Origin of the sequence: Propionibacterium ruminifibrarum (genome assembly GCF_900289195.1) — a bacterium.
Lineage (GTDB): Bacteria > Actinomycetota > Actinomycetes > Propionibacteriales > Propionibacteriaceae > Propionibacterium > Propionibacterium ruminifibrarum.
This window is the reverse complement of record NZ_OMOH01000017.1, coordinates 1-13097: the sequence shown is the minus strand read 5'-3', so window position 1 is coordinate 13097 and position 13097 is coordinate 1. Positions and strand designations below refer to the sequence as shown.

Sequence of the window (13097 nt, the reverse complement as noted above, 5' to 3'; positions counted from 1 at the left end):
GATCAGGGCCCTGGCCGACGGCGGCGAGATCACGGGCTGGCCTGCCGGCCGGTATGCCGAGGAACTCGCAGCGGCCGCCGGGACATGGCATGCCCGGGCATACCGGGACGACCGACCCGGGGCGCTGTTCGGGGCAGTGAAAATGACCCGCCAGCCCCCCGAGATGAGATTCGTGTCCTACCACGACGCCCCACCCAACTACCTGGCCAGTGACTGGGAGGACGACATGTACTCAGGCGACGAAGAAATACTGAGAACCAGACTCGCCCGACACTTCACCGACTGAAACCCAGACCCGAGTCCTAGGCTCAGATGTCCTCTCCGATCTCCCGTGGAACGGGCCGCACCGACACGTCGATGGCGTGCATCTAGGCTTTCTCCTAGACACTGTCATAGTGTGGTCCCATGGACCCCATCCGCAACCCGTACGCGCCCGGCGCCGGCCAGCGCCCTCCCGAACTCGCCGGACGCGGCGAGCAGCTCGCCCACTTCGACGTGGTGCTGGAGCGGGTGGCCCGCAACCGCCCCGAGCGCTCACTGATCCTCACCGGCCTGCGCGGCGTCGGCAAGACGGTTCTGCTCAACGCGCTGCGGGGCCAGGCGGTCCGCGCCCGCTGGGGCACGGGCAAGCTCGAGGCCCGGCCCGACCAGACGCTGCGCCGCCCCCTCGGCGCCGCCCTGCACATGGCCGTCCGCGAGCTGGGCCATCCCGACACCGACCAGCTGCTCGGCGAGATCCGCGCCTTCATCGAACGTGACGCCAAGCCGGGCGCCAAGCTCGCCGAACGGTGGAACCCCGGCATCCGCGTCCCCGCGACGAAGGGCCGCGCCGACTCCGGCGACATCGAGATCGACCTCGTCGAGCTGTTCACCGACCTCGGCGGGCTGGCGTCCGACATGGGGGTGGGCGTCGGCGTCTTCATCGACGAGATGCAGGACCTGGGGCCCGGGGACGTCTCGGCGCTGTGCGCGGCCTGCCACGAGATCAGCCAGCAGCGACTCCCGCTCATCGTCATCGGCGCCGGCCTGCCGCACCTTCCGGCGCTGCTGTCGGCGTCCAAGAGCTACTCGGAGCGGCTGTTCAGCTACCAGAACATCGACCGTCTCGACCGGGACGAGGCAGACAAGGCCCTTCGGGTACCGGCCCAGGACGAGGACGCGGACTGGGGCGCCGACGCCCTGGACGCCATGTACGAGGCGACCGGCGGATACCCGTACTTCATCCAGGCCTACGGGAAGGCCGTCTGGGACGTCGCGGCGGCCAGCCCGATCACCGCCGACGACGTACGCATGGGCACCCCGGAGGCCGAGAGCGAGCTGGCGGTCGGCTTCTTCGGCAGCCGCTTCGAGCGGGCGACCCCCGCCGAGCGCGACTACCTGCGGGCGATGGCCGACCTCGGCATCGACGACGCCGAGGTCTCCAGCTCCGAGGTGGCGGCCTCGCTGGGCCGCAAACCGCAGTCCCTGTCACCGGCGCGGGACGCCCTCATGAAGAAGGGGCTCATCTACTCGAGCGAGCGCGGCAAGATCGCGTTCACCGTGCCGCACTTCGGCCGCTACCTGAGGAGCCAACCATGAACCCCGGGCCCGGCCGGGCCCGAACCGGCCCTGCGGAGTGGGGTCCGGTGCGCTGGGACACGGTCGAGTCGCCGCTGGGACCGCTCCTCGTCGCCGTCACCGAGCGGGGAGTGCTGCGCGTCGGCCTGCCCGCCGAGGACCACGACGAGGTGCTGGCCGCCCTGGCGAGGGCCTGCGGGTCGGCGCCCGAGCGGTCGGGGCAGCACGTCCTCGCGGCGGCCGACGAACTGCGCGCATACTTCGCCGGGACGCGCATGACCTTCGACGTACCGGTCGACCTGCGGCTGTCGACCCCGTTCCGGGAACGGGTGCAGCGCGCTCTTCTCACCGTCGGCTACGGCCAGACCGTCAGCTACGCCCGCCTGGCCGACATGGCCGGCGCCCCTGCGGGTGCCGCCCGGGCCGTCGGGGGCGCGTGCGCGCACAACCCGGTGCCGATCATCGTGCCCTGCCACCGTGTGCTGCCCGCCGGCGGGGGTGTGGGCGGCTACCGGGGCGGCGCCGCGATGAAGAGGTACCTGCTCGATCTGGAGAGGCGCCCATGAGCGCCGAACTGATCGTGGGCGAGGACGGGCGCGTCCGCCCCGTCTGGGCCGCCCATGACCCCTTGCTGCGCGACTACTACGACCACGAGTGGGGCGCCCCCGTCACCGACGAGCGCGGCCTGTACGAGCGCCTGTGCCTGGAGGCCTTCCAGTCGGGCCTGAGCTGGGCGACGATCCTGCGCAAGCGCCCTGCCTTCCGCCGGGCGTTCGCCGGCTTCGACGTCGACCGGGTCGCCCGCTTCGGGCCGGCGGACGTCGAGCGGCTGCTCACCGACGCGTCGATCGTGCGGAACCGGCGCAAGATCGAGGCGGCCGTCACGAACGCCCGCGCGACCAGGGCGCTGCGCGACCGCGGCGGTCTGCCCCGGCTCGTCTGGTCGTTCCTCCCACCGGCGGGGCCGCGTCCTGCGAGCATGGCCGAGATCCCGACTCGCAGCCCGCAGTCCGAGGCGCTGGCCAGGGCGCTGCGCGCCGAGGGCTTCGTCTTCGTCGGGCCGACGACCATGTACGCGATGATGCAGGCGATCGGCATGGTGGATGACCGGCTCGAGGGCGCCGACGGCCTGATCGAGGCCCCCGGCGAGCCCGGCGACGCCGCCTTCTGCTGACTCCGCGGCCTGCCTGTGGGCTTCCTGTGCGGAGGGTTGTTTCTTTTGATGAGACGCCTCGCTTAATGAGCAGAACATCTCTAATCTTGGATTCAAGAGGGTCTGCCGGATCACTTCAGCCCCGTTCTCGTCCGGACCGCACAGTCCTGTCCAGAGCCGGGGTTCGCACCGCGGAGGTTGGTCATGATCCGCAAGGAAACGGTGTCGGAGAATCTTGTCGCCATCACGTTCACCCTGCCAGCCGATCACCCGGCGATGCCGGTGAGCGTCGTCGGCTCCTTCAACGACTGGCAGCCCCTGCGCAACCCGCTGCGGGTACGACCCGACGGCAGCGCCTCGACGATGATCACCGTGCCGGCCGGCACGCTCATTCATTTCCGGTACCTCGGCGCCAACGGCGAATGGTTCGACGACATCGACGCCCAGGAGGTCACCGAGCAGGGTGGTTTCCTGTCCGTCTGACCGGGCGACGGGCCCGGGCGGTGACCGGCCGGGCCCACACCACACGTGGTGCGCGGGCATCAACGTCGCTGTCCGCGCACCACTCTCACCCCCGTCCGGTAGGGGTTCGTCGGCCTGGTTCAGCCCTCGAACGCGAAGAGTTCCCCGCCGCTGTCGGCGATGCGCGCCGTGACGGACTCCCCCACTCCCAGCGCGACATGCAACCGGCGGGTCCGCTCATCGGGGTCCCAGGCCTCGTAGTCGATGCGATCGTTGGCCAGCTGCGTGACGGTGGTGCGGGCGCGCACCAGCCACGGGTTGCGGCGCCGGATCGAGACGAGCTGCTGGTAGTACCGCAGCACGTCAGCGCCGAGTTCGGAGAGCTCGTCGGGGCGGGCGGGCATCACCGGGCGTACCTCGTCGTCACCCCAGGCGCGGTCGTACTTGACGCCGTGGAAGCCCTGCTCGTCGCCGTAGTAGATGCTGGGGGTCCCGGCGACGGTGAAGAGCACCGTGGCGGCCAGGATCGCCTTCGCCCCGCCCACCCGGCTCGCGATGCGCGTGGTGTCGTGGTTGCCGAGGAAGGTGAGCGGGGTGAAACTCTCGCAGAATTCGTTGTGCCGCGTCAGCGTCCAGTCGAGCTCGTAGAAGTTCTCGTCGGCGAGACTGCTCCACGTCGCCTTCCACAGCTCGTACTCGGTGAGCGAGTCCATGGTGGAGTCGGCGACGATCCGGGCGTAGTCGCCGTGGATGACCTCGCCCCAGACGAAGGCCTGCGGGTGGGCGGCACGGACGTCGGCGAGGACGGGCGCCCAGAAGGCGGGCGGCACGGCGTAGGCGGCGTCGAGACGCCAGGCGTCGACGCCGAGGTCGAGCCAGTGGTTCATGACGCGGGTGACCAGCTCGCGCACGGCGCCGGACTCGTGGTTGAGGCGGACGAGGTCGTCGCTGCCCTCGAAGTTGAGTCGGGTGGGCGGGTTCGTTGACCAGTCGATGTGGAACATGTCGGCGGTCGGCGCCCCCGGGCCGCCGGCCAGGGCGGCGAGCAGGTCCGGGTAGGCGGCGCTGACGTGGTTGAAGACGCCGTCCAGGGCCACGCGGATGCCGCGGTCGTGGCAGGCCCGGACGAGGTGGGCGAGGTCGTCCTCGTCGCCCAGGCGGGGGTCGATGCGGAAGTAGTCGAGGGTGTCGTAGCCGTGCGAGACGGACTCGAAGATCGGGCCGAGGGCCAAGCCGTTGCAGCCGATCGACAGCAGGTAGTCGAGCCAGCCCTCGAGCGCGGGCAGTCGGTGTTCCAGGGGCCGGTTCCCGTCGGCCGGACGGGTGGACGCGCCGAGGAAGCCGAGCGGGTAGACGGCCCACCAGATCGTGTCGTCGCTCCAGCCGGTCATCGTTGACTCCTTTCCCGGCGGGCGCGCTGCGCCGCCTCGTGGCCCCACTCTACGGCCAGCGGGGCGCCGGACGGTCCTAACTGGCCCAGTGCCCCAGGAAGAACAATCTCGCCCACCAGGCCATGAGCACCAGATCGGCCAAGGTGACGAGCAGCCAGACGATGGCGCGCACCAGGTCGGCTCCCCTCGATGCGGGCCGGCGGGCGATGAGCCACCCGATGCCGATGAACATCGGGAACCACAGCAGGTCGCCGCGGTTGACCGACAGGAACCAGGTGGCGGTGGTCAGGGCGAGGAGCTGGGTGAGCACGTAGCCGGCCTGCGCCCACGCCCTGCGGGCGAGGGCCACGATCACCGTGACCAGACCGGCTGCGGCCGAGACGATCTCGAACCGGAAGATCCAGGCGCGGGTCGGCTCGTCCGGCCAGGATGCCGGGTCGGTGGCGAACAGGGTGTTCTGCAGGCTCTGCCAAGGCGTCGTCCAGCTGCGGTCCCAGCCCGCGCGCTGGGCGCTGAACCAGGCGTCCCAGCTGCCGGTGATGCCGTGCAGGTGGGCGAAGAAGGCGACGACGACGAGCAGCGGCAGCGCGGCGATGACGGCGTGCCGGATACGGGCCGGCGGCGAGGTGGTGCGCTTGCAGTCCACGGCTCCCTCGACGGTGGGTTCGCCCCCGGCCAGTGCCAGCAGGACGAGTCCGGCGACGAGGAAGACGCCCGAGATGCGGGTGGTGCAGGCGAGTGCGGCGAGCAGGGCGGCCCCCCACCAGTGGCCCCGGCGGGCGAGCACCCAGGCCCACAGGCCGAAGGCGCAGAAGAGAGCCTCGGTGTAGCCGACGACGGTGAAAACGGCCATCGGCGCGAGCAGCCACGCGACCGCGGCCCACTGCCCGCCCAGGCGGCCCATGGCGAGGGCGGCGGCCAGCGAGGCCAGTGCGCTGACCGCGGCGATCGTCTCGACGGCGGGCAGGCCGAGCAGCGTGGCCACGTGCATGACCAGTGGGATGCCGGGGAAGAAGGCCATGTCCGTGCGGTCTGCGTAGCCGCTGGTGGCGATGGCGAGGTAGTGCTGGACGTCCCAGTTGCCCAGCGCCCGGCCGATCGTCGTGTCATTGGTGCTGACGGTGTGCAGCAGCACCGCGGCGAGCAGGGCACGGGTGCACGCCCACACCATGACGATGGTGCGGGTGCTGCCGGAGCGCCGGCTCACCGGGGCCCCTCGCCGGGCCATGGGGGCCGGGCCTGTTCCGGGGCGGCACCGCCCTCTTGAGGAACGGCCCCCGGTATGGCGCTGCCCTGTGGCGCGGCCCCCGACGGGTATCCGCCGGGCTGTCCGTGGGCCGGTAGCCCGCCGGGCAGCCGGTGGCCGGGCGTCCCCGCGGGCACGGGGGCCTGGCCGGGCGCGTACCCGGCACCGACCCGGGCCCCGGCCGGTACGGCGATCGCCACCGGGTCGGCCGCGTGATCGAGCACGCCGCCGGTGAGGTCGTCGAGATGACCGACACGGGCCGGGTCGTCCCAGGGGTTGAGGATGTCGTGGACCACCGAGGACGCCAGCCACAACTGACCGCCGATGCGCAGGAACGTGGCGATCCAGTAGAGGGCGTCGGCCCCGGTGCCCGGGCCCAGGACGCCGTTGAGGAAACCCCAGACGGCGAAGTAGTAGCACAGCTCGGTGATGTTCCACTCGGCCCAGTCGCGGACCTTCGGCCGTGCCAGGACGACGAAGGGCAGCAGCCACAGGGCGTACTGCGGGGAGTAGACCTTGGAGCAGACGGTGAAGACGACGAGGACGAGCAGGATCACCTGCGCGACGCGCGGGCGGCGCGGTGCCCCTGCCACGAGGGCGGCGACGAGGAAGAGGCCAGTCACCGTGAGGGCGGCGCTGATCACGGTGACGGCCGGGACCTGCAGGCCCATGAGCCCCAGGACGTACCACAGCGAGCCGAGGTCGGCGGAGCGCTCGATGCCGCTGGTCCAGTACACCGACCAGCCACCGGGGTCGGTGAGGAGCAGCGGCGCGTTGAGGAGCGCCCAGGCCCCGGCGAACCCGCCGAGGCCCACCGCCCAGGCGCGCATGCGCCCGCCGCGCCAGCACACCAGTGCCAGGGCCACGAGGACGAGGACGGGGAAGAACGCCGCCGAGAAGGCCGCGCCCAGCGCGGCTCCGGCGAGCAGGGGCCGTCGCCCGGCCCAGGCGAAGACCCCGAGCATGACGAGCGCGACGGCCAGCATGTCCCAGTTGATCAGGCCGGAGGCGATGACGACGGGGGCCGCCGCGACGAGCAGCGCGTCGAAGCTGCGGGTCTGGACGCCCTGCGTGGCCTGGCTGGCCGAGCCGGCCCCGAGCCGGGCCTGAGCCACGACGACCACGAGGAAGGCGATGAACAGGACGACGGCGGTCAGGACGAAGAACAGGTAGGAGGCGTCGAGCTGCTCCTGGCCCGTCGCCGAGGGACTGACGTTGGCGCCGAGCAGGCCCGTGAACCCCCGGCAGGCCGCGATGACGAGGCCGACCAGCGGCGGGTAGGGCAGGCCCGCCTCGGAGTAGAGCCCGGCGCCCGTGGCGATGCCGTCACCCTGGTAGACGAGCGGGATGTCGGAGTAGCACAGGCGGGAGTAGGTGTTGACGGGGTTGCCGTAGCTGGTCTGGTGACAGGGCACCTGGCGCAGCATGAGGGCCACCCAGGACAGGCCGGCGACGAGAATCGACCACGGCATCGGGTCGAACCAGATGCCCCACGGGCGCGCATGCCTGCCCACCGGGCCGCCGATGCGCTCCGAGAGACGTACTGATCCGTTCACGGCACCCATCCTGCCAGCCGGCACCGGCAGGAACCGTCACCGACCACGACAAGGGACGATACAACAGCACCGATGTCTGATACTCGGCTTCCGGTGGTCCGGTGTCAAGAAGGATCAGCCCTCCCGTTCTGGCTTGTTCTCGTTCTGCTCCTCGTTTTCGTTGTCATTGTTACCAACGCCGCCACCCGGCCTTGGGTTCTGGCCACCGCCTGTGCCGCCGCTCGGTTCCGCCGAGGGCATGGTCGTCTGGGAGGGCTCGGACGTCGGCTGCTGCTCCGTCGGCTCCGACCAAGTGGACTCCGAGGACGGGTAGTAGGTCTGGTTGTCCGTCGGACCGTAGGTGGCGTTGTTCCCCGAGCCGGCGCCGATGTTGTTCAGCCCCGAGAAGTACTCGTAGTCCATGCCGGCGGTGGCCACCTCCATGTAGTCCTCCCAGGTGTTGGCCGGGTAGAGGCCGGAGCTGAACGAGCCGTACGGCGAGTACGGGTTGAGGTCGGCGTTGCCATCGCCGGCGACGAACATGACGGACGTCGAGACCTGTTTGGTGGCGCCGACGAACCAGGCCGAGATCGTCTCGGAGTCGTTGTCGTCCTTGGTGCCGGTCTTGGCGATGACGTCGCGGCCGAGCTGGCCGGCCGTCGTGCCGGTGCCGCTCGTGACGACCGACTCGAGGGCCGTCTGGGCGTTCTGGGCGACGTTCTCGTCGATCGCCTGGGTGCTCGACGTGTCGCCGGTGTAGAGCGTCTCGCCGCCGGCGTCGGTGACGCTCTGCACGACATGGGTGGTGTTGGCCTTGCCGTCGTTGGCGATCGTAGCGAAGCCGGTGGCGTTGGCCAGCGGGCTGACCTGGGCGGTGCCCAGGGCGATGCGGTTGTTGATGTCCCAGCCCTCACCGGTGGGGATGCCCGCCGCGTTGGCCATGTCGATGACCGACTGCGGGCCGTCCTCCATGGTCGTCACCAGGTCGGTGAAGGCCGTGTTCATCGAGTACGAGGTGGCCTGCAGCAGGGAGACGTTGCCGTAGTTGACGTTGGAGTCGTTGTGCACGACCACCGGGTCGCCGGCGGGGGTGAAGGTGCTGCCGTTGAGGGTCGTGCCCAGCCCGAAGCCCTGTTCCAGGCCGGCGAGCAGCGCCCAGGCCTTGAAGGTGGACGCCGCCGGACGGGCGGTGGTCGCCCAGTTGATCTGCGAGGTCAGGTAATCGGGGCCGCCGTAGAGCGCGTAGACCTCGCCGGTGCCGACGGCCACCGAGGCGATGGCGATGTGCAGGTCGTCCTCGGACAGGCCCTCGGTGGGGGCGTTCGCCACGGCACGGGTCGTGTAGTCCTGAGCGGTCTCGACGGCCGCGTTCTGCATGGTCGCGTCGAACGTCGTGGTGACCTTCAGGCCACCCCCGGAGATCTGCTCGTCAGTGAGGCCGGCATCGAGCAGTTCACTCTGGACCATCGTCATGAGGAAGCCGCTGGGGCCGCCGTAGGTGTCGTCCGCCGCGACCGGCGCGGTCTCGGGCAGGGCGTCGTAGGCGGCGTCGTGGTCCGCCTGGCTGATGCTGTCGGCCTCGAGCATGCCGTCGAGCACGTACTGGTAGCGCTCGAGCAGCTGGGCCGCGGCCTCGTCACCGTTGGACGGGTCGAGCGCGGAGGGACTGTTGATGAGGGCCGAGAGCATCGCGGACTGGGCCGGGTCCAGGCCTGCGGCGTTGGTGTCGAACCAGGTCTGGGCGGCCTGCTCGACGCCGTAGGCGCCGCGGCCGAAGTAGACGGTGTTCAGGTAGCCGGTCAGGATCTCCTCCTTGGAGACCGTCTTGTTGATCTTGACCGCCAGCGCCAGCTCCTTGAGCTTTCGGCTCATCGTCTGGGCGCTGGTGAGATAGCGGATCTTGATGTACTGCTGGGTGATCGTCGAACCGCTCTGCAGGTCCTGGCCGCGGGCGATGGCCCACAGGGAACGGACCATGCCCTTCGGCGAGATGCCGTGGTTGGTCCAGAAGCTGCGGTCCTCGGCCGCGATGACCGCGTTCTTGATGTTCTCGGACATGGCGGAGTACTCGACCTCGGTGCGGTTCTGCACCGAGAGCTCGCCGACGAGGGTCGAGCCGTCACGGTAGTAGATGCTCGTCGTCTGCGTCGTGTAGTCCTCGTTGGGCTCGGGCAGCTTGACGGAGGCGTAGAAGATGCCCGACACGATGAGGGCGAGGACGACGAGCCCGGCCACGACCATGCCGGCGATGGCGGCGATGCGCTTCTTGCCGCCCTTGCGGGGCCTGGCAGGACGGCGGGGAGTGCTCTTGTTGCTAGCCATAGATGTCCTCAACTGTCTGCTGATGCCGCGGCGGGCGGCGTCGGCGGCCATCACCCAGCTTGTAGGCCGAGATCATGAAGTTCCATCCGCAGTCGGGGCAGACCTCGACCTCGCGGACGGTGAACTCGCCGAACTCGGTCTCCATCTCGTCCAGCTCGGCGGGTTGCTTGATGCGCCCCGAGAACTGTCCGAGCTGGTCGCCGAACACATAGTGCAGCACGCTCATGTGTTCGCCGGCGCAGACCGGACACTCGGCGTCGGACGGGACGCCATGGTGGAGGGCCGACCGGATGAGCAGCGGATCCGCGTCACACGGGTCGGACTCCATCATGGTGGCGTTGGGGCGCCGCATCGCCTCGAGCGTGGCCCGGCGCCGCAACGCGTAACTCACCACCTGACGTTGTGTCCGCATGGATCCAAGAGTAACTGGGCCGGCTGTGCCAGGCGCCCCCGATGTCACAGAACGTCACGGCGAACGGAGGACCGTCCCCGAGGACGAACGCGACGACCCCGGCGGGCTACCGGACCTGTCAAGGGCCGCGACCGTCCGCCACTGCCCACAGACCTGGGCCGGCCCCGTTGGTCGCCTCGCAGGACCGCCGTTGCCAGGCCGAAAGGGTCCTGAGCCGGCGTGCTGTGCCATGGGCCACGACCTCAGGCACGAGCACCAGCCGGTGGCGGCTCACCGGTGGCCCCTGCGTCCGCGGCGTCGTGAGATCGATCCGGAGGCGGCTTCGGAGATCTCGAGGCAGCCGTGCCCGCGGCGTCGTGGCCGGTCAGCGGGTTCGGCGCGCCGCCCGCCCACCCGCTACACTGTGAGGCGCCGTTCCGCGGCCGCCCGAAGCGAAGCGGCCCGGCAGGCGACTGGGGCATTAGCTCAGCTGGTAGAGCGACGGCTTTGCAAGCCGTAGGTCAGGGGTTCGAGTCCCCTATGCTCCACCCACAGTGTCTTGCTAGGCCGCGCGGTATCAGAAGATGCGGGGTGTTTTTCTTGGATGTCTCGAAAAGCGATGACCAAGAAGGGTTTCTCTGGGGGCGAAAAAATGCCCGTCATTAGTGCCCTCAGTCGCACGTAAAGGTCTGAGACGTCTCAATGCACAGACAATTTCTTCCCCGTTGCTCGACTCGCTGCCCCGGTAAGCGCAGCACCCCAGAAATCACTGACGGTCACAACTTGACCACGAGACTGACTAAAGTGGAACTATCAGGCCATAGCGGAGACGCTAGGCATACTGTGCGCTTACGACACCGATGATTGGCAGTTAGCTGTCAATCAGCACCTTGCCGAGCCGCCTGGGCTCAGGGTTCGCTACGCGGCAGCACGGAGATGGATCACATCCCACTCACTTTCCCTGATAGATCAGTCTCCACTCTGACACCTGGCGGGTAGACCGTGCTACTCAAGCAACTATAGCCGAGGACTTCTGTCCTCGCTTCACACCTGGAGGGAAGGGCTCTACATTGGCGGCGCAGGCGGCAAATGGACACTCTTCGGGCGAGCGACTCTGTCCTCGCTCACCATAGAGGCCGACGCGCAAGAAAAGATACCTGATCGCAACTGGCTCGTGCCCCTAGAGGCAGCCAGTTCTCATGACCCCATGGACTCCAAGGGACAAACCGAACTGACCGCCCTGTTCACAGAATCACCAGTAGGCCTCGTCTATGTGTCATACTTCCTTGACAGTGCCAAGTTCCGCAAGCATCTTGACAAGATCGCCTAGGAGTCCGAGGCGTGGTGTGTCGACCACCCGGCCCACATGATCCATTACTGTGACGAGCGCTTCCTCGGTCCATACACCTAACACTCCGCGGTTTTACGGTTGCTCGCGGGCTTTGCACGTCTAAGAGCACTGGGAGTGGGGCCGACTCCATGCGTACTTATCTAGGTATACTGCTCATGTCGCTATCAACGTGCCGATTTGAGTCGGCCCCAGTTCAGGAGGACACTCATGCCAACTTATCCCTACACGTCCACCCAGGGCGCACTAGTCCAAACGTTCACTCAGCTCCGCAAAGGAGCGCCAGCGAAGATCGACGCGAGCTATCTTAAGCGGTTTAACATCGCACCCTCGAACGAGTCCTACGTCCTATCGATCCTCCGGTTCCTCAGGATCATTGATGAAGATGGGAGCCGGCCGGAAGGGACCGGTGATTATCTCTTTGGCAACGACGATGAATTCAAAGCTGGCCTCGAAGATACAATGCGAAACGCCTACTCTCAGCTATTCACTGAGATGAATGATGCCCTACAGGCGGATCAGGACACGCTGATCCACTGGTTTCGTGGTGCGGACAAGACTTCAGAGCTGGTGGGCAAGCGCCAAGCATCAACCTTTCTAACCTTGGCTGCGCTCTCGGGACACGGCGAGCTTCCGTCCGCACGCACGAGTAACCAGAAGACCGTGACAAACACTGGAACCTCAGCCCGGAAGCCAAAATCACCCGCCGCGAAGCACGTCACCAAGGCGGAAGGGTCTTTGCCGGATTCCGCAGCACCACACCCCGCAGTTCCAGTGGGAGCCGGTTCGTCCAGCCGGGAGGTCGGTCTGTCAGTACGCGTAGAAGTCAATCTTCCAGCGGACGGAGACGCTGCTACATATGACGCCATCTTCGCGAGTATCAAAAAGCACCTGATGTCATGAGCATTAGCCTGGATCGATTCGAGCGCATTGTCCGGGCAATCAGTGCTGACCCACTCATAAGAAAGATCTCGGAGCCAGACAGTGAGCAGGACGAGACTGCGGTAGACCTGCATCCTTTCGAGACGAGGAACATTCACCCCGATCTTCCGTCGAAAATCAGAAGTCTCTTCGACGATGGATACGGCGAGCAAGCTGTTTTTGAGGCATTCAAGTTCGTCGAGAAGGAAGTCAAACGCCTTTCCAAGCTGAGGGGCAAGACCGGATACGCCTTGATGATGGACGCGTTCAACGAGGCCAACGCCAAGATTCGGCTCAATGCACTCGTTACTGAGTCAGAAATTGATGAACAGCGCGGCTACAAGTCCATTTTCGCTGGGGCTGCTGCTGGTATCCGGAACCCGCGTGGACACGAAATCGACATCGGTGACACACCTGATGAAGCGCTCGACTACCTAGCGCTGGCGTCGCTGCTACTGCGGCGATTAGATGCCGCCGGCGTTCGTTAAGCGCCAGCGATTGGGAGGTAGTCTTCATCAACCTTGGTCAGACCGGACTGTGATCCAGACCACCCCCGCTGGATATCGTACTATCTCGCCAGCACGTGCACGCTCACACCTTGCGCGCGGGCTGTTCGCATAGCGTCAACTTCCTCGCCAGTGAAGCGTGTTCGAGATCACCGCTAGGTGTACTGATCGGGCTGGTTGGTTGAAGGACTGTGATCCAGGGGTGTGAACGCATGGGAGGGCCTTGCTGGTTGAGTGGGGATTGCGAAGTCGTCCACTGTCAGAA

13 protein-coding genes and 1 tRNA gene are annotated in these 13097 nt (G+C 67.7%); 9 read left to right on the top strand and 5 right to left on the bottom strand.

Annotated features, from left to right (window positions below; translation table 11 throughout):
* From PROPJV5_RS12630 to PROPJV5_RS12135, 5 genes are all read left to right on the top strand, one after another.
* A partial coding sequence (locus PROPJV5_RS12630; protein ID WP_182858717.1) for a hypothetical protein occupies positions 1 to 286 on the top strand: 286 nt, incomplete at its 5' end.
* Between the two features lie 119 nt (positions 287 to 405).
* The gene (locus PROPJV5_RS12150; protein WP_119716626.1) at positions 406 to 1578 is read left to right on the top strand and encodes an ATP-binding protein; all 1173 of its coding nucleotides are present in this window, start codon (positions 406 to 408) and stop codon (positions 1576 to 1578) included.
* A complete protein-coding gene (locus PROPJV5_RS12145) occupies positions 1575 to 2123 on the top strand; it encodes a methylated-DNA--[protein]-cysteine S-methyltransferase (RefSeq protein ID WP_119716625.1) in 549 nt (182 codons plus the stop codon). The genes PROPJV5_RS12150 and PROPJV5_RS12145 overlap by 4 nt, the downstream gene beginning before the upstream one ends.
* On the top strand, positions 2120 to 2731 hold the full coding sequence (locus PROPJV5_RS12140; protein WP_119716624.1) for a DNA-3-methyladenine glycosylase I: 612 nt from the start codon (positions 2120 to 2122) through the stop codon (positions 2729 to 2731). Before PROPJV5_RS12145 ends, PROPJV5_RS12140 begins: the two co-directional genes overlap by 4 nt.
* 183 nt (positions 2732 to 2914) lie before the next feature.
* Complete coding sequence (locus PROPJV5_RS12135) at positions 2915 to 3193, top strand: isoamylase early set domain-containing protein (RefSeq protein WP_119716623.1); 279 nt, start codon at positions 2915 to 2917, stop codon at positions 3191 to 3193.
* Between the two features lie 119 nt (positions 3194 to 3312).
* On the opposite strand, the gene PROPJV5_RS12130 is transcribed toward PROPJV5_RS12135, so the two are convergent.
* The 5 genes from PROPJV5_RS12130 to PROPJV5_RS12110 all read right to left on the bottom strand — a co-directional run bounded on the left by PROPJV5_RS12130 (position 3313) and on the right by PROPJV5_RS12110 (position 10078).
* Positions 3313 to 4563, bottom strand: a complete 1251-nt coding sequence (locus PROPJV5_RS12130) for an alpha-amylase family protein (protein ID WP_119716622.1) — start codon at positions 4561 to 4563, stop codon at positions 3313 to 3315.
* Positions 4564 to 4639: 76 nt separating this feature from the next.
* Entirely contained in the window at positions 4640 to 5770 is a 1131-nt protein-coding gene (locus PROPJV5_RS12125; protein ID WP_182858716.1) for a mannosyltransferase family protein, read from the bottom strand.
* Positions 5767 to 7365 (bottom strand): glycosyltransferase family 87 protein, encoded by a 1599-nt coding sequence (locus PROPJV5_RS12120; RefSeq protein WP_119716620.1) that lies wholly within the window; start codon positions 7363 to 7365, stop codon positions 5767 to 5769. The genes PROPJV5_RS12125 and PROPJV5_RS12120 overlap by 4 nt, the downstream gene beginning before the upstream one ends.
* A gap of 114 nt (positions 7366 to 7479) precedes the next feature.
* Complete coding sequence (locus tag PROPJV5_RS12115) at positions 7480 to 9666, bottom strand: transglycosylase domain-containing protein (protein WP_182858715.1); 2187 nt, start codon at positions 9664 to 9666, stop codon at positions 7480 to 7482.
* Positions 9659 to 10078 (bottom strand): DUF5318 family protein, encoded by a 420-nt coding sequence (locus tag PROPJV5_RS12110; RefSeq protein ID WP_119716618.1) that lies wholly within the window; start codon positions 10076 to 10078, stop codon positions 9659 to 9661. Before PROPJV5_RS12110 ends, PROPJV5_RS12115 begins: the two co-directional genes overlap by 8 nt.
* A 454-nt stretch (positions 10079 to 10532) precedes the next feature.
* On the opposite strand from PROPJV5_RS12110, the gene PROPJV5_RS12105 reads away from it, so the two are divergent.
* The 4 genes from PROPJV5_RS12105 to PROPJV5_RS12095 all read left to right on the top strand — a co-directional run bounded on the left by PROPJV5_RS12105 (position 10533) and on the right by PROPJV5_RS12095 (position 12814).
* Positions 10533 to 10605: transfer RNA gene (locus PROPJV5_RS12105), tRNA-Ala, on the top strand.
* Positions 10606 to 11045: 440 nt separating this feature from the next.
* Positions 11046 to 11387 (top strand): BsuBI/PstI family type II restriction endonuclease, encoded by a 342-nt coding sequence (locus PROPJV5_RS13185; protein WP_119716617.1) that lies wholly within the window; start codon positions 11046 to 11048, stop codon positions 11385 to 11387.
* 228 nt (positions 11388 to 11615) lie between these two features.
* The gene (locus PROPJV5_RS12465) at positions 11616 to 12308 is read left to right on the top strand and encodes a DUF5343 domain-containing protein (protein ID WP_147385453.1); all 693 of its coding nucleotides are present in this window, start codon (positions 11616 to 11618) and stop codon (positions 12306 to 12308) included.
* Entirely contained in the window at positions 12305 to 12814 is a 510-nt protein-coding gene (locus PROPJV5_RS12095; protein ID WP_119716616.1) for a TIGR02391 family protein, read from the top strand. Before PROPJV5_RS12465 ends, PROPJV5_RS12095 begins: the two co-directional genes overlap by 4 nt.
* Positions 12815 to 13097: the final 283 nt, after the last annotated feature.